Source organism: Xanthomonas bonasiae (genome assembly GCF_017163705.1).
Taxonomy (GTDB): domain Bacteria; phylum Pseudomonadota; class Gammaproteobacteria; order Xanthomonadales; family Xanthomonadaceae; genus Xanthomonas_A; species Xanthomonas_A bonasiae.
In genome coordinates, this window is sequence record NZ_JAFIWB010000001.1 from 298,425 (window position 1) to 317,186 (window position 18,762).

The following is an 18,762-nucleotide window of genomic DNA, read 5'->3' on the forward strand; positions in this document are numbered from 1 at the left end:
CCCAGTCCCCAGTCCCGGCACTTCAGTTAGGCTGCGCATGCGGCCGCCGCTGCGCCGCGATGCTAGCGCTACCAAAGGGAGACCCCGATGCATGCCTTGACCAAGACCTGGCGCCGCCGGCGATGCCGCTTCGGACTCGTAGCGCTGCTTGCCGCGGCGGCAACCGCAGCGGTCGCGGCGGAGCCGCCAGCGGCCGCCGGCTCCAATCCCATCGTCCGCGACCGGTTCACCGCCGACCCGGCGCCCCTGGTGGTCGGCGACACGCTGTATCTGTACGTCGGCCACGACGAGGCGCAGCGCGACGAGATGTTCACCATGCGCGAGTGGCTGGTCTATTCGACCAGGGACATGAAGACCTGGACCGCGCATGCGCCGATCATGAACGTCAAGGATTTCAAGTGGGCCAAGCAGGATGCGTGGGCATCGCAGGCCATCGCGAAGAACGGCAAGTTCTATTTCTACGCGGCGGTGGAGCACGACGCCACGCATCCGGGCAAGGCGATCGCGGTGGCGGTCGCGGACACGCCGACCGGCCCGTTCGTGGACGCGCGCGGCTCGGCGCTGATCACCAATGAGATGACGCCCAAGGGCACGCACAGCTGGGAAGACATCGACCCGACCGTGCTGACCGACGACGACGGCAGCACCTGGATCGCCTGGGGCAACCGCCAGTGCTATCTGGCCAAGCTCAAGCCGAACATGATCGAACTCGACGGCCCGATCCGCGAGATCAACCCGCCGCATTTCGAGGAAGGCCCGTGGCTGCACAAGCGCGGCGATCTGTACTACCTGACCTACGCCTCGCTGGACCGGGCCACGCAACGCGACGAGCACGTGTCCTACTCGACCGCGCCGGCCATCACCGGGCCGTGGACCTATCGCGGCGAACTGACCGGCTCGGGCAAGTACAGCTTCACCATCCACCCGGGCATCGTCGAGTTCAAGCGGCACTGGTACCTGTTCCTGCACAACGCGACCCTGGCGATCGGCGACTTGAACGGCGCCATCGGCCGGCGCGCGGTGACGGTGGAGTACCTGCATTACAACCCGGACGGCACCATGCAACCGGTGCGGCAGAGCCAGGCCGGGGTGTCGATTCCCGACGTGGCGCGGTGAGGCACCGCCTTTCGTAGGAGCGGCTTCGGCCGCGACAGGCGTTACCGACAATGCCTGTCGCGGCTGAAGCCGCTCCTACAAAAAACGCGCGCGATCGTCCGAATCGGCACCGCGCCTAGCCGCGCGGCATGCCCTCGTTGGCCAGCAGTTGCCGGAACTCGGCGGCGCTGAGCGGATGGCTGAGCCAGAAGCCCTGCCCCAGTTCGCAGCCGCGCTCGCGCAGCAGTTCGAACTGCACTTCCTGCTCGATGCCCTCGGCGACCACGGTGATGCCCAGCGAATGCGCCATGGCGATGATCGCGGTGGTCAGGGCCAGGTCGTCGGGGTCGCGCTGCAGGTCGGCGACGAAGCTCTTGTCGATCTTGACCCCGTCCACCGGCACCTGGCGCAGGTGGCTCAGCCCGGAGAAGCCGGTGCCGAAGTCGTCCAGCCACACCTTGACCCCGGTGCGATGCAACCGCGCCAGCATGCTCGCGGCCTGCAGCTCGTCGCCGATCACCGCGGTCTCGGTCAGTTCCAGGTGCAGCTGCGCCGCCGGCAGCCCGGACTCGCGCAGGCAGTCGGCGACGATTTCCGGCAGGTCGCCGCTGCGCAGCTGCCGCGGCGACACGTTGACCGATACGAACAGGTCGCGGCTGCCGTCGAAGCGCTGCCATTGCGTGGCCTCCATGCATGCCGCACGCAGCACCTTGGGACCGATGCTCTCGATCAACCCGCTCTGCTCGGCCACGTCGATGAACACCGTCGGCGAGATCGTGCCCAGCGCCGGATGCTGCCAGCGCAGCAGCACTTCCACGCCGACCATGCGCCGGTCCAGGGTGCGGAAGATCGGCTGGTACACCAGCTTCAGTTCGTCGCGGTCCCAGGCGCCGCGCAACTCGTGCTCCATGTGCACGCGCCGCTCCACCGCATAGTCCATCGCGCGGCTGTAGAAACGGTGGCAGTTCTTGCCGGCCAGCTTGGCCTGGTACATCGCGATGTCGCCGTTCTTCAACAGCGCCGAGGCGTCCTCGGCATCGCCGGGGTAGACGGTGATGCCGATCGAGGTGCCCATGAACACCTCGCGGTCCTGGATCCGCAGCGGCTCGCGCAGTTCCTGCACCAGGCGCTCGGCCAGGCCGGTGGCGACCTGCACCACGTGCTCGTCCTCGACCAGGATCACGAACTCGTCGCCGCCGAAGCGCGCCAGCAGCGCGTCGTGCCCGCCCAGCTGATCCACCGCCAGCTGGATGCGCCGCGCGAACTGCAGCAGCGCCTCGTCGCCGGCCTCGTGGCCGAGGGTATCGTTGATCCGCTTGAAGTCGTCGATGTCGGCGAACAGCAGCGCCAGGCGCCGATGCGAGGCGCGCGCCGACAGCATGCGGTGGTCCAGCGCTTCGCGGAACGCGAGCCGGTTGGTCAGCCCGGTCAGGGCATCGGTATAGGCCATGTGGCGCACGTCGCGGTCGTGGCGCGCGATCGCCTCGCTCATGCGTCCGAACGCGCGCAGCAGTTCGCTGACCTCGTCGTGGCGGCCGCTGTCGCGGCGCTCCACCACGTAGTCGCCGGCCTCGATCTGGCGCGCGGCCGCGGCCAGCCAGCGCACCGGCGCCACCAGCGTGCGCTGCACATAGATCGCCACCATCACCGCGGTCAGCCCCAGCGCCGCCAGCAGCAGCAACAGCCAGCCCAGATGGCGCTTGCCCAGCGCATCCAGGCGTTCGTCCAGGTTCTCGCCGGCCTTGCGCTCGTAGACCAGCGCCCGCGTCCAGGACATGCCCACGCGCACCCCGCCCACGCGCTGGTCGCCGATCATGATCGGCATCGACACGTCCAGGATCTCGTCGGATTCCTGCGCCAGCAGGCCGTTGGCCTTGATCGCCGCATCGGCCATCGGGCCGCGCATGCGCTGGCCGTAGCCGGGCAGATCGTCGCTGCCGTCGTGGATCAGGCGGCCGTCGGCGTCGTACACCAGCACGTAGGCCACCGCCACGTAGCCCAGCGCCGCGCGCACCTGGGTGCCGATCGCGTCCAGGTCCGAGTAGTACACCGGATTGGCCAGCGAATCGGACAGCTGCCGCGCCAGGGTTTCGCCGCGGGTGCGCATGCTGCGGTCGAACAGGCCATGGATCACGTTGCCGCTGAGCGTGCGCACCTCGTTCTGCATCGCCGCCTGCCGCTCCAGCATCAACGCCAGGATCGCCATGATCAGCAACGCGGCCACGCCCATCGCCAGCAGGAACCTGGCCTGCAGTCCGAAACGCAACTTCTTCATTCGACTTCCAGCTTGACCTGCGCAACGCCGGCACGCAGCTGGTCCAGCCGCTTCTGCGAGGCCGGATCGACCGGGTAGAAGCCGGAGGTGCCGAAGAACTTGTGCAGCGCGGCGCTGCCCTGCGGGTCGTCGGCGGCTTCCAGCAACACCTCGCGCAGACGCGCCTCCACCGGCGAGGCCAGGTCGCTGCGCACCATCTCCACCGCGCGCGGGAACGGCTCGGTGCGGTAGATCACCCGGAAATCGCGGCGGAACGCGGGCGGCACGCGGCGGTCGTCGTCCCAGTCCAGGTTGCTCAGCGCGCCGGCGTCGACCAGGTGCTTGTGCACATAGGAGGCGATGTTGAGTTCGGAGCGCGCGAACACGTAGCCGACCGTGTTCACCGAGGCCTGATCCTTCGGCGAGAGCAGGATCTCCGGATGCAGATCGTGCTCGAACAGGGTCATCATCGGCACCAGGTAGGCGCTGGTGGACAAGGTGCTCTGCAGCGCCAGGGTGCGGCCCTGCAGGTCGTGCAGGGTGTGCACCGGCCCGTCGCGGCGCACGAAGAACACGGTGTGGTACTCGCGCACGCCGTTGCGCTCGGTCAGCAGCAGCGGCCGCACCCCGCCGCGCTGTTGCAGCGCCATCGCGGTGGCCGCGGTCTCGGTGACCCAGTCGACGCGGCCGCGGCGCAGGTAGCTGCTCATCTGCTGGCTGTCGCGGGCCATCAGGATCTGCCCAGAGGTGATGCCGACGTCGCGCATGCGCGGCACCACGTAGTCCAGCAACGGCTTCAACTGCTCGTAATGGGCCTTGGGGTTGTCGCTGATGCGGCCCAGGACCAGCACCGTCGGACGCGCGTGCGCCAGCCCAGGCCAGCAGATCGCCAGCGCCAGCCACACCATGACGAAACGCCACCGCGGATTTTGCAAACCACATTCCCCATGTAGAGGCTGTAAGCCTAGCCGAAAGCGTCAGCCGGCGACAGCTGGTGACGCCGGGATTGGGGATTTGGGATTGGGGATTCGGGCGGTCATGGCGCAGCAAGGGAGAGAACCTCCTGTGCGCTACCGCAAGCGAACCGTCGTCGATGACCGCAATCCCTGCTTTGCCGGCTCCTTGTTCCCCGGTCCCGAAACTAACTGCGCGCCTGGCCCGCCAGCCGCGCCATGCGCTGCGCATCGGACAGGATGCCGCGCAGCAGCCGCACTTCCTGCTCGGTCAGCGCGTTGCGCAGGAACAGCCGGCGCAGCTTGCGCATCGCCGAATCCGGCGCGCGGCCCTTGTGGAAGTCGATCTCGTCCAGGGTGTCGGCCAACTGCCCGAACAGGCCCTCCAGCTGCGCATGGCTGGCTGGCGCCTCGCGGAAACCGGGTTCCGCGGCGGCCGGCGCCGCGGCCTCGCCGCGCAGCAGCGCCAGACGCAGTTCGTAGGCCAGCACCTGCACCGCCGCGGCCAGGTTGAGCGAACTGAATGCGGGATCGGAGGGAATGTGCACCGCCGCGTGGCACAGCTGCAGTTCCTCGTTGGTCAGGCCGGTGCGCTCACGCCCGAACACCAGCGCCACCTCGGCCTGCTCGGCGGCGGCGCTCACCAGCCGCTGCGCACCGTCCGCCGGCAGCAGTTCTTCCAGCGACACCCGCCGGCTGCGCGCAGTGCAGCCGAGCACCAGTTGGCAGTCGGCGACCGCCTCGGCCAGGGTGGCCAGCACCGGCGCCTGCTGCAGCACGTCCTCGGCGCCGGCCGAGCGCCGGTAGCCGTCCTCGTCGAGCGCGCGCTCCGGCGCCACCAGCACCAGCCGCGCCTGGCCCATGGTCTTCATCGCCCGCGCCGCCGCCCCGATATTGCCGGGGTGCTGGGTACCGACCAGGACGAAGCGGATGCGGGCGGATGCGGTCATGGCAGGAAGATGCGGAGCGAACGGGGCGTAGATGGTAAACTGTGCGGCCGGCCTTCGCGCCGGACTGTTCTTTTCCTCCGCCAGATCCTTCTCCGCCCTCTCGGGAGCCGTTGCCATGCAAAAACCCGCCGTCACCGTCATGGTCAAGGCCGCCCGCCTCGCCGGCAATGTGTTGTTGCGCCACATCAACCGGCTGGAAGCGCTGAACGTGGTGCAGAAGGACCGCATGGACTACGCCAGCGAAGTCGATGCCGACGCGGAGAAGGTGATCGTCAAGGAACTGCGCCGCGCCTATCCCGATTACGGGGTGATGGGCGAGGAAGGCGGCGTGCAGGGCGGCGGCCGCTACATGTGGGTGATCGACCCGCTCGACGGCACCAGCAACTACCTGCGCGGCTTCCCGCATTACTGCGTGTCGATCGCCCTGGTCGAAAACGGCGAGCCGATCGACGCGGTGGTCTTCGATCCGCTGCGCAACGAGCTGTTCACCGCCAGCCGCGGCAACGGCGCGGTGCTCAACGACCGCCGCATCCGCGTCAGCGAGCGCAAGGAGCTGAACGGGGCGATGGTCAACACCGGCTTCGCCCCGCGCGAACGCAAGCGCACCAGCGCCCAGCTCAAGTGCGTGGACGCGCTGATGGTGCAGGCCGAGGACATCCGCCGCACCGGCTCGGCCGCGCTGGACCTGGCCTACGTGGCCTGCGGCCGCACCGACGCCTACTTCGAGGCCGGGGTGAAGGCCTGGGACATCGCCGCCGGCGTGCTGCTGGTGCGCGAGGCCGGCGGCCGCATCACCGACTTCAAGGGCGCCACCCCGGGCCGCATCGACGACCGCGGCACCCCGCAGTACCAGATCGTGGCCGGCAACATCAAGGTCAGCGAAGCGCTGCAGAAGCTGATCGTCAATACGGGATATGCGGCGGAGTTCGACGCGAAGTTTTGAGGGGGCCGGGATTGGGGAGTCGGGATTGGGGATTCGCAAGAGCGGCACCCATCGCTGACCTTCTTCTCTTCCCAAAACGAAAAAGCCGCGCAGATGCGCGGCTTTTTCGTTACAGAACCGGGAACCCGCTCTTGCGAATCCCCAATCCCGACTCCCTAATCCCGGCCCCTCAGGGCCTGCGCGCCAACGCCTCGACGTCCTTGGTCTTGGGCAGCAGGTCCTGCTTGGTGACCTGGAACGGGCCGATCGACAGCAGCGGCACCGCCACGATCACCGAGGACACCACCACGATGATCGCGCCGATCATGTGGGTCAGCGCCAGGCCTTCCATCGAGTTGCCGCCGTACAGGTACAGCGCCAGCGCCGACAGGAAGAACATCACCGCGGTGATCACGGTGCGCGACAGGGTCTGGTTGATCGAGCGGTTCAGCACCTCCACCGGCTCCACGCGCAGGCTGCGGAAGTTCTCGCGCACGCGGTCGAACACCACGATGATGTCGTTGATCGCAAAGCCCATCACCGACAGCAGACCGGCCAGCACGGTCAGGTCGAACTCGCGGCCGGTGAGCGAGATGTAGGCCACCGTCACCAGCAGGTCGAACAGCGCGGTCAGGCTGGCCACCACCGCGAACTTCCACTCGAAGCGGAAGCCGATGTAGATCAGGAAGCCGACCAGCATGAACAGGGTCGCGTAGACGCCGTTCAGCGCCAGGTCCTTGCCGACCTGCGGGCCGACGAATTCGCCCGGCTTCACCGTCGCCGGGTTCTCCGCGGTGGTCACCGCCTTGCGCACCTGCTCGGCGAGGTTCTTGGTCACGTCCTCGTTGTTGTGCTCGCCCTGCGGCTGCAGGCGGATCACGATCTCGTTGCCGCTGCCGACGTTCTGCACCTGCGCGTTCTCGAAGCCGGCCGTGGCCAGCTGCTCGCGCACATGGTCGATGTCCACCGGCTTCTGGAAGCTGGTCTGCACCAGCGCGCCGCCGGTGAATTCCAACGCGTAGTTGAAGCCCTTGGCGAAGATCACCCCGAGCGACGCCACCGCCAGCACCAGCATCAGCACCAGGGTCGGACGCCGCCAACGCATGAAGTCGATCTTGGTGTCGTTCGGGATCAGATGAAGCGGGAAGATTTTCATGGAGACATGCTCTTCAATTTTTTGGACCCCGCACATCGATGGGCGGGCTCTTGCGAAGGACTCGCATTGTTCATCCCCTGCGCAGCGATGCGCAGGGTCGTGCGAAGGATTCGCGTGCGGCTCAGATCGCCAGCGACTTGAGCTTCTTGCGACGGCTGTAGATCAGCGTCGCCAGCGCGCGCGACACGGTGATCGCGGTGAACATCGAAGCGAAGATGCCGATGATCATGGTCAACGCGAATCCCTTCAGCGGGCCTGTCCCGAACGCGTACAGGGCCACGCCGACGATCAGGCCGGTGAGGTTGGCGTCGAGGATGGTGCCGCCCGCCTTGTCGTAGCCGGCCACGATCGCCGACTTCGGCGGGACACCCAGCCGCAGCTCCTCGCGGATACGTTCGTTGATCAGCACGTTGGCGTCCACCGACAGGCCGACCGACAGGGCCAGGCCGGCGAAGCCGGGCAAGGTCATGGTGGCGCCGAACAGCGACATCACCGAGACCACGATCAGCAGGTTCATCAGCAGCGCCACCGAGGTGATCGCGCCGAACATGCGGTAGTACACGCCGAAGAACACCAGGGTGAACAGGAACGCGTACAGCACCGCGGTGACGCCGCGCTCGACGTTCTCCGCACCCAGGCTCGGGCCGATCACGTATTCCTCGACGAAGTCCATCGGCGCGGCCAGCGAACCGGCGCGCAGCAGCTTGGCCAGGTTCTCGGCCTCGACCTTCTCCAGGCCGGTGGTCTGGAAGTTCTTGCCGAACACGCCGGCGATGCGGGTCGGCGCCAGGGCTTCTTCCTTGACCCGCACGCTGCGCACTTCCTTGCCGTCGACCATGCTCACGGTCGGGATGCGCTCGATGTAGACCACCGACATCAGCTTGCCGGTGTTGGCGCTGGTGTAGTCGAACATGCGCTGGCCGGCGACGTTGTTGAGCGTGACCGACACCGCCGGCAGGCCATTCTGGTCGTTGCTGACGGTGGCGTTGACCATCTGGTCGCCGGACACCAGCACGCGCTTGTTCAGCAGCACCGGGGCGCCGCTGTCGCGCAGGCGGAACACCTTGGCCTCCGGCGGGATGTTGCCGGTGCGCACCGCGTCCTCGGCATTGCCCTCGACCACGCCGCGGAACTCCAGCGTGGCGGTGGCGCCGATCATGCGCTTGGCCTCGGCGGTGTCCTGCACGCCCGGCAGTTCGACCACGATGCGGTCTTCGCCCTGGCGCTGGATGATCGGCTCGGCCACGCCCAGCTGATTAACGCGGTTGCGCAGCGTGGTCAGGTTCTGCTCGATCGCGCCGGCGGCGATCTGCTTGAGCTCGGCGTCGGGCACGCTGACCGCGATGGTCTGTCCGGACACGGCATAGCTCAGCGTCGGCTGCGCCTTGGCCAGCGCGGCACGCGCGGCGTTGACGTCGGCGCCCTCGCCCAGGCCGACCTGGATGCTGTTGTCGGCACGGCGCTCGACCGAGCGGTAGGCAATGCGGCTGTCGCGCAGCGTGGTGCGGATGTCCTCGGCGAAGGCGTCCAGGCGCTTGTCCAGCGCCGCCTTCTGGTCTACCTGCAGCGCGAAGTGCACGCCGCCGACCAGGTCCAGGCCCAGCACCATCGGCTTGCCGCCGATCGCCGACAGCCACTGCGGCACGGTCGAGGCCAGGTTCAGCGCCACCGTGTAGTTCTCGCCCACCTGCTGGCGCAGGATGTCGTTGGCGCGGGTCTGCGCCTGCAGGCTCGGCAGGCGCACCATCAGGCTGTCGCCCTCCTTGGCCACCGACTTGGGAGTGATCCCGGCCGCTTTCAGCTCGGCGCTGACCCGCTCGCGCAGGGCCTCGTCGAGCTGGCCGCCGCGGCTGGCGGTGATCTGTACCGAGGGGTCCTTCTGGTAGACGTTGGGCAGCGCGTACAACGCACTGAACGCCAGCACGATCAGGATGAGGAAATACTTCCAGCGCGGAAACTCGAGCATTGCAGGACCCCGCGCGACGCCACGCCGGCGCCGCGCCTAGCAGTAAGAGAAATGGATCAGGCGGACTTCAGCGTGCCCTTGGGCAGCACGTTGCCGATGGCGCCCTTCTGCACGCGGATGCGCACGTTGTCGGCGATTTCCACGGTGATGAAGTTGTCGCCGATGTCGGTGACCACGCCGGCCACGCCGCCGGAGGTGATGACCTCGTCGCCGCGGCCGAGCTTGTCGAGCATCGACTTGTGCTCCTTCTGCCGCTTCATCTGCGGGCGGATCATCACGAAGTACATCACCGCGATCAGGATGATCGGCAGCAGGAACATCTGCATGCCGCCGCCAGCGGCAGGAGCGGCACCGGCGGTCTGCGCCTGGGCTACGGGAATCAGGAAATCGAGCGGGTTCATCGGTGTGTCCTATGGTTTGGGCAGCCGTCGCCGGTGAAGGCGCGGACTGCTGGTTTGTCGCCGGAGGCGGCAAGCAGCCGCCGATTATGCCACGATCTCCCCTTACCCCCGGAACGACCGTCGCGCCCTGCCTTCTCCCACCGGCAGCTTCCCCCCTTCTCGGCGGAAGGTGCTGCGCAGCGACGGATAAGGGTACGGGCAACGCCTCTTGTGCTTTCGATGCTCGCGAGGCTGCGCCCCGTACCCTCACCCCAACCCCTCTCCCGGGGGGAGAGGGGCTTTATCCCTGCTCCGATGGGAGTGGCGTTGCTTCCACTCCGCGTGCCGCATAGAAGGACCGCCGGAACTGGGCAAAGGTTCCCGCGGCGATCGCCGCGCGCATGTCGGCCATCAGCTTCTGGTAATACCAGAGGTTGTGCAGGGTGCCCAGCATCGGCGCCAGCATCTCGTTGCAGCGGTCCAGATGGCGCAGGTAGGAGCGGGTATAGCCGCCGCTGCAGGCGTGGCAGCCGCAGCCCGGCTCGATCGGCGCCAGGTCGCGCTCGTAGCGGGCGTTGCGGATGCGTACGGTGCCGAACGAAGTGAAATAGTGGCCGTTGCGCGCGTTGCGGGTCGGCATCACGCAGTCGAACATGTCCACGCCGCGGGCCACGCCCTCGACCAGGTCCTCCGGCCGCCCTACCCCCATCAGGTAGCGCGGCCGGTCGGCCGGCAGCCGCGGATGCAGGTGTTCGAGCATCGCGTTGCGCTCGTGCTCCGGCTCGCCCACCGCCAGCCCGCCGATCGCGTAGCCGTCGAAGCCGATCGCCTGCAGGCCCTCGATCGAGCGCGTGCGCAGGTCCGCATGCACGCCGCCCTGGACGATGCCGAACAGCGCCGCGTCGTTGCTCAAGGCCTCGTGCGCATCGCGCGAGCGCTGCGCCCAGCGCAGGCTCAGCTCCATCGAACGGCGCGCCACGTCCTCGGTGGCCGGGTACGGCGTGCACTCGTCGAAGATCATCACGATGTCCGAGTCGAGCACCTTCTGGATCCGCATGCTCTCCTCGGGCCCCAGGAACACCTTGGCGCCGTCGGTCGGCGAGGCGAAGGTCACCCCCTGCTCGCTGATCTTGCGCCGGTGCGCCAGCGAGAACACCTGGAAACCGCCCGAATCGGTCAGGATCGGCCCGTCCCAGCGGGCGAAGCCGTGCAGACCGCCGTGGTCGCCGATCACGTCCAGCCCCGGCCGCAGGTAAAGGTGGAAGGTATTGCCGAGGATGATCTGCGCGCCCAGCGCCTTGATCTGCTCGGGCAGCACGCCCTTGACCGAACCGTAGGTCCCGACCGGCATGAACGCAGGGGTTTCCACCGTGCCGCGCGGAAAGGTCAGGCGGCCGCGGCGCGCGGCGCCGTCGGTGGTGTCTAGCTGGAACTGCAATCGGGACATTGAAAGGCCGGGATTCGAGATTCGGGATTCGGGATTGGCAAACGCACGGGCGGTGACGGGTAAGAGTGTGCTTCTACGAATCTCCAATCCCCAATCCCCAATCCCGGCCCCACAGCAACATCGCATCGCCATAGCTGAAGAAGCGGTAGTGCTGTTCGATCGCATGCCGGTACGCGTCGAAGATGCGTTCGCGGCCGGCGAAGGCCGAGACCATCATCAGCAGCGTGCTTTCCGGCAGATGGAAGTTGGTGACCATCGCATCGACGCTGCGGATGCGGTAGCCGGGCAGGATGAAGATCTGGGTTTCGCCGGCGAACGGATGCAGCTCGCCGTCCTTCGATGCGCTCTCCAGCGCACGCACCACGGTGGTCCCGACCGCGATCACGCGGCCGCCGGCGGCGCGCGTGCGCCGCACCTGCTCGACCAGGCTGGCGCCGACGTTGAGCCATTCGCGATGCATCACATGCTGCGCGAGCGCCTCCACCCGCACCGGCTGGAAGGTGCCTGCGCCCACGTGCAGGGTGACATGGCCGACGCTCACGCCGCGCGCCTGCAGTGCCTCCAGCAACGGCGCATCGAAATGCAGGCCGGCGGTCGGCGCGGCGACCGCGCCGGCCTCGCGCGCGAACACGGTCTGGTAGCGTTCGCGGTCGTCCAGGCCGGGTTCGCGGCGGATGTACGGGGGCAACGGCAGGCGCCCGGCCCGTTGCAGCCACGCCTCCAGCGTATCGGGCACGTGGAATTGCAGCACGTAGAACTCGCCGTCGCGGTCCAGCACCTCGGCCTCGCCACCGGCATCCAGCGCGATGCGGGCCCCGGCCTTGGGCGACTTGCTCACGCCCAGCTGCGCGCGCGCGCGCTGGCCGCCGAGCAGGCGCTCGATCAGGATCTCCACGCGACCGCCGCTGCGCTTGTTGCCGAACAGCCGCGCCGGGATCACCCGGGTATCGTTGAACACCAGCATATCGCCCGGCTGCAACAGCTCGGGCAGATCGCGCACCTGGCGGTCGGCGAACGGCGCCGGCGCCGGCGGCACCAGCAGCAGGCGGCTGGCGGAACGTTCGGCCAGCGGCGCCTGCGCGATCAGTTCCTCGGGCAGCTCGTAGCGGAAATCGGACTTCTTCAAGGCCGGCGTATCACAGTGCAGGTGGTCGGTCATTGTAGCTGGAGGGCCGGGATTGGGGATTCGGGATTGGGGATTCGCAAAAGCGCGGCGCCTGGCTCCGCTTTGCCGAATCCCCAATCCCGAATTCCGAATCCCCGCCTATCAGCGCTCGAATTTGGTCGAAAGAATGATCGACGACGTCGTCCGCTCCACCCCGTCGACCGCGCCGATGCGGTCGGTCAGCACGTCCATGTCGTTGACTCCCGGCACCACGCCCAGCGCGATCAGGTCGTAGGAGCCGCTGACCGAGTGCAGCACGCGGATCTCGTCGATCTCGCGCAGCGCCTTGACCACCGAGGTCATCTTCTTCGGCAGCACGGTGATCAGGATGTGCGCGCGGATGTGGCCCTGCTCGAAGTCGCCGCGGGTGCGCACCGTATAGCCGCAGATCACCCCCTCGCGCTCCAGCCGCTCGATCCGGCTCTGCACGGTGGTGCGCGACAGGCCGAGCTTGCGGGCGATCTGCGCGGTGGAGGCGCGGGCGTCCTCGCGCAGCAGCGAGAGCAGGCGTTCGTCGGAGGACGTGATCTTCATGCGCGGCCGGATTTCGTCGAATCGACGAAATTATCCGATTTCCTGCACAAATCAACTCTGCCAATCGACGATCCGGTCCTGATAATAGAAGGTCTATCGCTAGACGACCCGCCTCCAGGAGATCCCGCATGTCCGTACTCGGCCCCCTCGCCCCGCTGCGCGCCCATGCCGGCGAACGCCTGACCGCCGGCCTGGACGATGCCAGCATCGACCGCCTGGCCGCCTCGCACCCGCAGCTGGGCGCCGCGATCGAGGCCGCCGGCGCGGACCATGCGCGCCTGGCCGCGGAGTTCGCCGACCTGCTCGAACTGGACGAGGTCGAGCAGATCCGCACGCTGCAGGCCGGCTTCGTCAATTTCTACGCCGACGACGCGGTGACCCCGTACGTGGCGCTGGCCGCGCGCGGGCCGTGGGTGGTCACGCTGAAGGGCGCGGTGCTGTACGACGCCGGCGGCTACGGCATGCTCGGCTTTGGCCACACCCCGGACGCGGTGCTGGAAGCGATGGCACGGCCGCAGGCGATGGCCAACGTGATGACCCCGAGCCTGTCGCAGCTGCGCTTCGACCGCGCGCTGCGCGCCGAGATCGGCCAGCAGCGCGGCGGCTGTCCGTACAGCAAGTTCATGTGCCTCAACTCCGGCTCCGAAGCGGTGGGCCTGGCCGCGCGCATCGCCGACATCAACGCCAAGCTGCAGACCGATCCGGGCGCGCGCCATGCCGGTGCCAGAATCAAGCGCATCGTGGTCAAGGGCAGCTTCCACGGCCGTACCGACCGGCCGGGTCTGTATTCCGATTCCAGCCGCAAGGCCTACGTGCAGCACCTGGCCAGCTATCGCGGCGAGGATTCGGTGATCGCGATCGCGCCCTACGACGTGGAGGCCCTGCGCCGCGCGTTCGCCGACGCCGAGCAGCACGGCTGGTTCGTCGAGGCGGTGTTCCTGGAGCCGGTGATGGGCGAAGGCGACCCGGGCCGCGCGCTGCCGCCGGCGTTCTACGCCGCCGCGCGCGAACTCACCCGCGCCCACGGCAGCCTGCTGCTGGTCGATTCGATCCAGGCCGGGCTGCGCGCCCACGGCGTGCTGTCGGTGGTGGATTACCCCGGCTTCGAACAGCTCGATCCGCCGGACATGGAAACCTATTCCAAGGCGCTCAACGCCGCGCAGTACCCGCTGTCGGTGCTGGCGGTGACCGAACATGCCGCGCAGCTGTACCGCAAGGGCACCTACGGCAACACCATGACCAGCAACCCGCGCGCGCTGGACGTGGCCAGCGCCACGCTGGCGCAGCTGACCCCGCAGGTACGCGCCAACATCCGCGCGCGCGGCGCCGAGGCGGTACAGAAACTGGAGAAGCTCAAGAGCGAGCTCGGCGGGCTGATTACCCAGGTGCAGGGCACCGGGCTGCTGTTCTCCTGCGCGCTGGCCCCGCAGTTCAAGTGCTACGGCGCCGGCTCCACTGAGGAATGGCTGCGCCAGCACGGGGTCAACGTGATCCACGGCGGCGAGAACTCGCTGCGCTTCACCCCGCATTTCGCGATGGACAGCGACGAACTGGACCTGCTGGTCGGCCTGATCGGCCGCGCGCTGCGCGAGGGCCCGCGCCTGGCGCAGGCCGCCGCCGCTTAAGGCCGGCTGGCACATGGTGCAGGAACTGGCCGAGGCGATCGCCCGGCCGCTGTTCGAACTCGTCCTGCAACTGTTCGGCTACTGGAGCGGCCGCCTGCTGCTGCCGGTGCTGTCGCTGGGCTGGATCCGCGCCGAAGCCCGCCGCGACCGGCCACCGCGGCGGCCCGGCAAGCGCCGCCACGGCCAACCGCTGTTCTACCGCAACGCCAGCGGCAGCCTGATCGCCAGCGACGACGCGGTGATCGGGGTCGGCCTGCTGTGCTGGGCGCTGCTGGCGCTGGCGGCGTTCCTGCTCTACCGCCTGGCGCAGTGAGTCGCGCGAGCGCGGCATCCCCCGGACGATTCGACCGCGCCTCATAGCGCCACCGATCCGAACGAAACCGATCGATCGGCTGCGGCCGCGCGCGTGGTGCCGGCGAAGGGCGATCTGCGCGCGGGTTGCGCGGCAGATCGCCATCCACCTCAGCGCGCGCACTCCTTCAGCCGCAAGCTGCGCGCGATGTCGCGCCAGTCGAACGCGGCCACCGCCTGGTCGTCGTGCAAGGCATAGAACACGCCCTGCGGGAAGCGCCTGTCGCCGCGCTGATCCAGCCACACGCCGTCGGTGTTGGCGGTGACCTTGCCGGCGAAGGCGCCGACATGCGCCAGCGTCTGCCGGTCGAACACGTGGAACAGGCTGCGGTCCTTGAACTGGTCGGTACCAATCCAGTAGCCGCTGCCGTCGGCGCAGCTCAGCAGCGCGATGCCCTCGGCCTGCGCCTTGTAGAGGTCGGCGCCGATGTCGCGTCCGCGGTACTTGCCGTCGGCCAGGCCGTATTCGCGCAGGCGGGTGCCGCTGGCCACGTCTTCCTCCGCCAGCAGCAGGCGGTCGTGCGCCGGATCGGCGTACACCGATTCGGCGATGCGGATCGCGCCGGCCGCCGAGGTCTCGCCGAAGGTCTGGGTCAGCGTCGCGGTCCAGGCCTGGCCTTGCCTGCGCAGCTGGTAGCGGCGGAAGCGCTGGCCCAGCTGCGCCAGCGGCGGCACGGTTTCCTCGTCCGCGCCGAGCATGTAGTTGTCGCTGACGATGACCTCGATGCCGTCGTCCTTCGGCTGCGCCCACAGCCCGTACGGCTTCTTCAGATCCTCGGCGCCGAACAGCGCGACCGAGGCGAAGTCCGGCAGCGAGAAGGCCTGCACGCGATGGTTGTCGCGCTCGACCACCAACGCCAGGTCGCCGACCACGGCGATGCCGTTGGGCCGGTCCATCTGCCCGGGCGCGGCGCCCTTGCCGCCGACGGTGCGCAGGCGCTGGCCGCTGTCGCCGTCGAACACCACCAGCTCGCCGCTCTTCTTGGCGGTGGTGATGATCCAACGCTGGCCCTGCGGCGTGGTCCAGCTGGCCGGCGAATCGAGGTTGTCGGCCGGGGTGGACGCGGTGAGGAACGCTTCTGCGATCACCTCATGCGGCAGCTTGGCCTCGCTCAGCAACGGATCGTGTTGCGCGCCCTCGTCCGGTTCGCGGTCGGCCGCTGCCGGCTTGGCGACGGGCGTAGCAGGTATCGCCGCCGCGCCGGTCGACCGCGTGTTGGCACAGGCCACGAGCAGCCCGCAGGCCAGTGCGAGCGCCCCCAGACGCAGCATCGAATGCGCGCCGGTCACAGCTTCACCCGCACGCCGACGGCGAAGGTGCGGCCGTATTCCTCGTACTGCTGGGTGTGCGCACGCGTGCCCTGGTAGCGCTCCAGCGGCTTGTCGAGCAGGTTGGAGGCGTCGAAGTACAACTGCACGGTGTCGGTCACCTGGTAATCGAGACTGAAGTCGAGCTGGGTGTTGGGCGCCACGAAGATATCGTAATCGCGGGCCTTGCCCAGCTCGTCGAGGTACGCGCTGCGGTACACCGCCGAGAGCCGGGTGGAGAAGCCGTCGCGTTCGTAGCCGAGGAAGGCGGTATAGACGTTCCTGGAGGCGCGCGGCAAGGTGAAGTCCTCGCCTTCGCGATCGTCCAGGCCCGGGTCGAACTCGGTATGCAGCCAGGTGCCGCTGACGCCGCCGAGCATGCCGTTCCAGCCTTCCGGCAGGAACGCGAACTGCTGCTGCCAGTTGAACTCGGCGCCGTAGACCTTGGCGCGCTTGCCGTTGATCGCCATGCTGACGTCGTAACCGGCGTAGGCGGGCGCGTTGTCGATCACCGTGTCCACGATGTAGCCGTCGATCGACTTGCCGAACAGGCCCAGCGAGACGATGCCGGTCTTGCCCAGGTAGCGCTCGAACGACAGGTCGAGGTTGGTCGACGCGTAGGGATCCAGGTTCGGATTGCCCAGTTCCACTTCCTCGTCGTCGTTGTTGATGGTCGCGTGCGGCGCGACCTGGCCGAAGCCGGGCCGCGACACGGTCTTGTTCAGCGCCGCGCGCAGCGACCAGTCCTCGCCGCCGTTCCAGCGCAGGTGCAGGCCCGGCAACACATTGGTGTAGCTGCTGCTGGCCTGCAGCGGGCTGGCGGCGAACGACTCGCCGTCGTCGCCGACGTCGACCTGGTAGCCGCTGGCCTTGAACCGGGTGCTCTCCACGCGCACGCCGGCGATCACCCGCAACGCGCCGATATCCCGGGTGCCCATCGCATACGCGGCCAGCACGTCCTCCTTGGCGACGTAGTCCTCCGACAACGCGCCGACCGCATTGCTGCCGACATCGCCGTCGTCGGCGCTGTACTGGCTGCCGTTGCGCGCCCAGTAGGCGCGCATCGCCGAGGAACTCAACGCCTGGCCCAGGCTGTTGTGGCGGTGTTCGGGCGGCGCCACGGTCCAGTCGGCCAGGTCGATGTCGGGACCTTCCGACAGCTCGCTCTCGTTCTTGTCCACGTCGCGGTCGCGCCAGCGCCCGAGCAGGCCGAATTTGTAGCTGGCGTTGTCGGCGTCGAAGCGCACGTTGATCTTTGCGCTGTATTCGTCGTCGTCGGTGCGGCCGGGCGAGAGCACGAACTTGTCGAACACGTAGTTGCCGTTGGACACCCAGTCGTCGCCGGACAGGCCGATGGCCGGCAGGCGGCCGTTCTGGTCGATGGTCGCGTCGAGATCGTCGCCGTCGTACTTGAAGCGCGCCTCCTTCTCGTCGTTCACCCGCTCGCGGGTCTTGGTATAGCCGGCCTGGTAGTCCAGCACCGCGCCGCCCAGGTTGTTCTCGCCACCGAAGCTCGCCGCCAGCGTGTCCTGCTGCTTGGTGCGGTAGCGCACCCGCTTGGACAGCTTGTCCACCGGCGCCGAGTAGGTGCCGTCGCCGTTGGCCTGGATGTCGTCGGCGTCGAAGGAGATCACCGTGTTCTGCCGGGTCTCGGCATCCTTGAAGCTGCTGAACAGCGTGCGCAGGTAATAGCGGTTGTCCTGGTCCGGATGCCAGTCCAGGTTGAGATTGGCGCCGATGCGCTTGCGGTCGATGTGGTACTTGCGGCGCTGCTGCTCGACCATGACCAGGTCGCCGTTGTCGATCGCGTCGTACTCGCCTTCGGTGTTGTCGGACTCGAACTCGCGGTCCTGGTAGTTCAGGCCCAGCGCGATCCCGACCGTGTCGTCGGCGAACAGGTCGCTGTAGTTGAACGAGGCCTTGGGGCTGGTCTTGCCGCTGAGCTGCTGGTGATTGGCCTCGAGCTTGGCGCGGATGCTGCGGCCGTCGCGATCGAACGCCGAGGCCGACTCGACCAGGATCGCGCCGCCGATCGCATCGCCGGGCATGTCCGGGGTCGGCGACTTGACCACCTTCAGCCGCTCGGTGGATTCGGACGGGATCACGTCCATCGGCGCGGCGCGGTTGTCGCTCTCCGGGGTGCCGATGGCGATGCCGTCGATGCTGACGCTGTTGAGCGCCGCATCCAGCCCGCGCACCACCACGAAACGGCCCTCGCCCTGGTCGCGAGTGACGCTGACCCCGGGCAGGCGCTGCAGCGATTCGGCCACGTTCTGGTCCGGATAGTCGCCGACCTCGTCGGCCGAGACCGCGTCCAGGATCGCGTCGGCGCCACGTTTGAGATCCACCGCGCGGGCCTGGGCCTCGAGTTGCGGGCGGACTTCGACCCGCTCCAGATCGATCGCCGCATCGGCGGCGTCGGCGGCCTGCGCGCCGTAGCCGGCGCAGGCGGCGCCCAGGCCGAAGGCGATCGCCACGAACAGCGGAGTCTTGCTAGGCACGATATGCACGGATGCGGATCCCCATCTAACGTTAAGAATTGGGAAACAACATATTTCCGACACGTTGCGTGCTAGTGACACGCCTGCGCCGGACGGGCAGCTGGCGGCCACGGAGCCGGCTGCGGCACACTGTGCGCACCCCCGTTGCGAGTGCG

At 68.2% G+C, this 18,762-nt stretch carries 15 protein-coding genes; 4 read left to right on the plus strand and 11 right to left on the minus strand.

What is annotated here, in order from left to right:
* Window positions 1–87 precede the first annotated feature (87 nt).
* Window positions 88–1,116, plus strand: a complete 1,029-nt coding sequence (locus JR064_RS01280) for a glycoside hydrolase family 43 protein (RefSeq protein WP_206228548.1) — start codon at window positions 88–90, stop codon at window positions 1,114–1,116.
* Window positions 1,117–1,231: 115 nt separating this feature from the next.
* Here the strand turns inward: JR064_RS01280 and JR064_RS01285 are convergent, their stop codons facing one another.
* The 3 genes from JR064_RS01285 to JR064_RS01295 form a co-directional block, all read right to left on the minus strand.
* Window positions 1,232–3,370 carry a putative bifunctional diguanylate cyclase/phosphodiesterase gene (locus JR064_RS01285; RefSeq protein WP_206228549.1) on the minus strand — a complete coding sequence of 713 codons (2,139 nt, stop codon included), beginning with the start codon at window positions 3,368–3,370 and terminating at the stop codon, window positions 1,232–1,234.
* Entirely contained in the window at window positions 3,367–4,257 is an 891-nt protein-coding gene (locus tag JR064_RS01290; RefSeq protein WP_179565537.1) for a phosphate/phosphite/phosphonate ABC transporter substrate-binding protein, read from the minus strand. The genes JR064_RS01285 and JR064_RS01290 overlap by 4 nt, the downstream gene beginning before the upstream one ends.
* A gap of 233 nt (window positions 4,258–4,490) precedes the next feature.
* Window positions 4,491–5,252 carry an RNA methyltransferase gene (locus JR064_RS01295; RefSeq protein ID WP_206228550.1) on the minus strand — a complete coding sequence of 254 codons (762 nt, stop codon included), beginning with the start codon at window positions 5,250–5,252 and terminating at the stop codon, window positions 4,491–4,493.
* Between the two features lie 115 nt (window positions 5,253–5,367).
* On the opposite strand from JR064_RS01295, the gene JR064_RS01300 reads away from it, so the two are divergent.
* A complete protein-coding gene (locus tag JR064_RS01300) occupies window positions 5,368–6,195 on the plus strand; it encodes an inositol monophosphatase family protein (RefSeq protein ID WP_206228551.1) in 828 nt (275 codons plus the stop codon).
* A gap of 169 nt (window positions 6,196–6,364) precedes the next feature.
* On the opposite strand, the gene secF is transcribed toward JR064_RS01300, so the two are convergent.
* The 6 genes from secF to JR064_RS01330 all read right to left on the minus strand — a co-directional run bounded on the left by secF (window position 6,365) and on the right by JR064_RS01330 (window position 12,822).
* Window positions 6,365–7,330: a protein translocase subunit SecF gene (gene secF, locus JR064_RS01305; protein WP_179563915.1), complete on the minus strand. Its 966-nt coding sequence runs from the start codon at window positions 7,328–7,330 to the stop codon at window positions 6,365–6,367.
* Between the two features lie 121 nt (window positions 7,331–7,451).
* Window positions 7,452–9,296 (minus strand): protein translocase subunit SecD, encoded by a 1,845-nt coding sequence (gene secD, locus JR064_RS01310; RefSeq protein WP_179563914.1) that lies wholly within the window; start codon window positions 9,294–9,296, stop codon window positions 7,452–7,454.
* A 56-nt stretch (window positions 9,297–9,352) separates the two neighbouring features.
* Window positions 9,353–9,697, minus strand: a complete 345-nt coding sequence (gene yajC, locus JR064_RS01315; RefSeq protein ID WP_145700623.1) for a preprotein translocase subunit YajC — start codon at window positions 9,695–9,697, stop codon at window positions 9,353–9,355.
* A 280-nt stretch (window positions 9,698–9,977) separates the two neighbouring features.
* A complete protein-coding gene (tgt, locus tag JR064_RS01320; protein ID WP_179563913.1) occupies window positions 9,978–11,123 on the minus strand; it encodes a tRNA guanosine(34) transglycosylase Tgt in 1,146 nt (381 codons plus the stop codon).
* A 73-nt stretch (window positions 11,124–11,196) separates the two neighbouring features.
* Window positions 11,197–12,282, minus strand: a complete 1,086-nt coding sequence (queA, locus tag JR064_RS01325) for a tRNA preQ1(34) S-adenosylmethionine ribosyltransferase-isomerase QueA (RefSeq protein ID WP_206228552.1) — start codon at window positions 12,280–12,282, stop codon at window positions 11,197–11,199.
* A 108-nt stretch (window positions 12,283–12,390) separates the two neighbouring features.
* On the minus strand, window positions 12,391–12,822 hold the full coding sequence (locus JR064_RS01330; protein ID WP_179563911.1) for an Lrp/AsnC family transcriptional regulator: 432 nt from the start codon (window positions 12,820–12,822) through the stop codon (window positions 12,391–12,393).
* Between the two features lie 128 nt (window positions 12,823–12,950).
* On the opposite strand from JR064_RS01330, the gene JR064_RS01335 reads away from it, so the two are divergent.
* The gene (locus JR064_RS01335) at window positions 12,951–14,447 is read left to right on the plus strand and encodes an aminotransferase class III-fold pyridoxal phosphate-dependent enzyme (protein ID WP_206228553.1); all 1,497 of its coding nucleotides are present in this window, start codon (window positions 12,951–12,953) and stop codon (window positions 14,445–14,447) included.
* Window positions 14,448–14,460: 13 nt separating this feature from the next.
* Complete coding sequence (locus tag JR064_RS01340; RefSeq protein WP_179563909.1) at window positions 14,461–14,760, plus strand: hypothetical protein; 300 nt, start codon at window positions 14,461–14,463, stop codon at window positions 14,758–14,760.
* A gap of 149 nt (window positions 14,761–14,909) precedes the next feature.
* Here JR064_RS01340 and JR064_RS01345 read toward each other — a convergent pair whose 3' ends face one another.
* Together JR064_RS01345 and JR064_RS01350 are read right to left on the minus strand one after the other, a co-directional pair.
* Window positions 14,910–16,070 (minus strand): phytase, encoded by a 1,161-nt coding sequence (locus JR064_RS01345; RefSeq protein WP_206228554.1) that lies wholly within the window; start codon window positions 16,068–16,070, stop codon window positions 14,910–14,912.
* Between the two features lie 14 nt (window positions 16,071–16,084).
* The gene (locus tag JR064_RS01350; protein WP_425510267.1) at window positions 16,085–18,607 is read right to left on the minus strand and encodes a TonB-dependent receptor; all 2,523 of its coding nucleotides are present in this window, start codon (window positions 18,605–18,607) and stop codon (window positions 16,085–16,087) included.
* Window positions 18,608–18,762 lie beyond the last annotated feature (155 nt).

What these genes read in the sequence shown, in the direction of transcription:
- JR064_RS01280 (WP_206228548.1), top strand. Translation starts at nt 88, where the DNA reads ATGCATGCCTTGACCAAGACCTGGCGCCGCCGGCGATGCCGCTTCGGA.
- JR064_RS01345 (WP_206228554.1), bottom strand. Translation starts at nt 16,070, where the DNA reads ATGCTGCGTCTGGGGGCGCTCGCACTGGCCTGCGGGCTGCTCGTGGCC.
- yajC (WP_145700623.1), bottom strand. Translation starts at nt 9,697, where the DNA reads ATGAACCCGCTCGATTTCCTGATTCCCGTAGCCCAGGCGCAGACCGCC.
- tgt (WP_179563913.1), bottom strand. Translation starts at nt 11,123, where the DNA reads ATGTCCCGATTGCAGTTCCAGCTAGACACCACCGACGGCGCCGCGCGC.
- JR064_RS01285 (WP_206228549.1), bottom strand. Translation starts at nt 3,370, where the DNA reads ATGAAGAAGTTGCGTTTCGGACTGCAGGCCAGGTTCCTGCTGGCGATG.
- JR064_RS01330 (WP_179563911.1), bottom strand. Translation starts at nt 12,822, where the DNA reads ATGAAGATCACGTCCTCCGACGAACGCCTGCTCTCGCTGCTGCGCGAG.
- JR064_RS01290 (WP_179565537.1), bottom strand. Translation starts at nt 4,257, where the DNA reads ATGGTGTGGCTGGCGCTGGCGATCTGCTGGCCTGGGCTGGCGCACGCG.
- JR064_RS01335 (WP_206228553.1), top strand. Translation starts at nt 12,951, where the DNA reads ATGTCCGTACTCGGCCCCCTCGCCCCGCTGCGCGCCCATGCCGGCGAA.
- JR064_RS01295 (WP_206228550.1), bottom strand. Translation starts at nt 5,252, where the DNA reads ATGACCGCATCCGCCCGCATCCGCTTCGTCCTGGTCGGTACCCAGCAC.
- JR064_RS01340 (WP_179563909.1), top strand. Translation starts at nt 14,461, where the DNA reads ATGGTGCAGGAACTGGCCGAGGCGATCGCCCGGCCGCTGTTCGAACTC.
- queA (WP_206228552.1), bottom strand. Translation starts at nt 12,282, where the DNA reads ATGACCGACCACCTGCACTGTGATACGCCGGCCTTGAAGAAGTCCGAT.
- JR064_RS01300 (WP_206228551.1), top strand. Translation starts at nt 5,368, where the DNA reads ATGCAAAAACCCGCCGTCACCGTCATGGTCAAGGCCGCCCGCCTCGCC.
- secD (WP_179563914.1), bottom strand. Translation starts at nt 9,296, where the DNA reads ATGCTCGAGTTTCCGCGCTGGAAGTATTTCCTCATCCTGATCGTGCTG.
- secF (WP_179563915.1), bottom strand. Translation starts at nt 7,330, where the DNA reads ATGAAAATCTTCCCGCTTCATCTGATCCCGAACGACACCAAGATCGAC.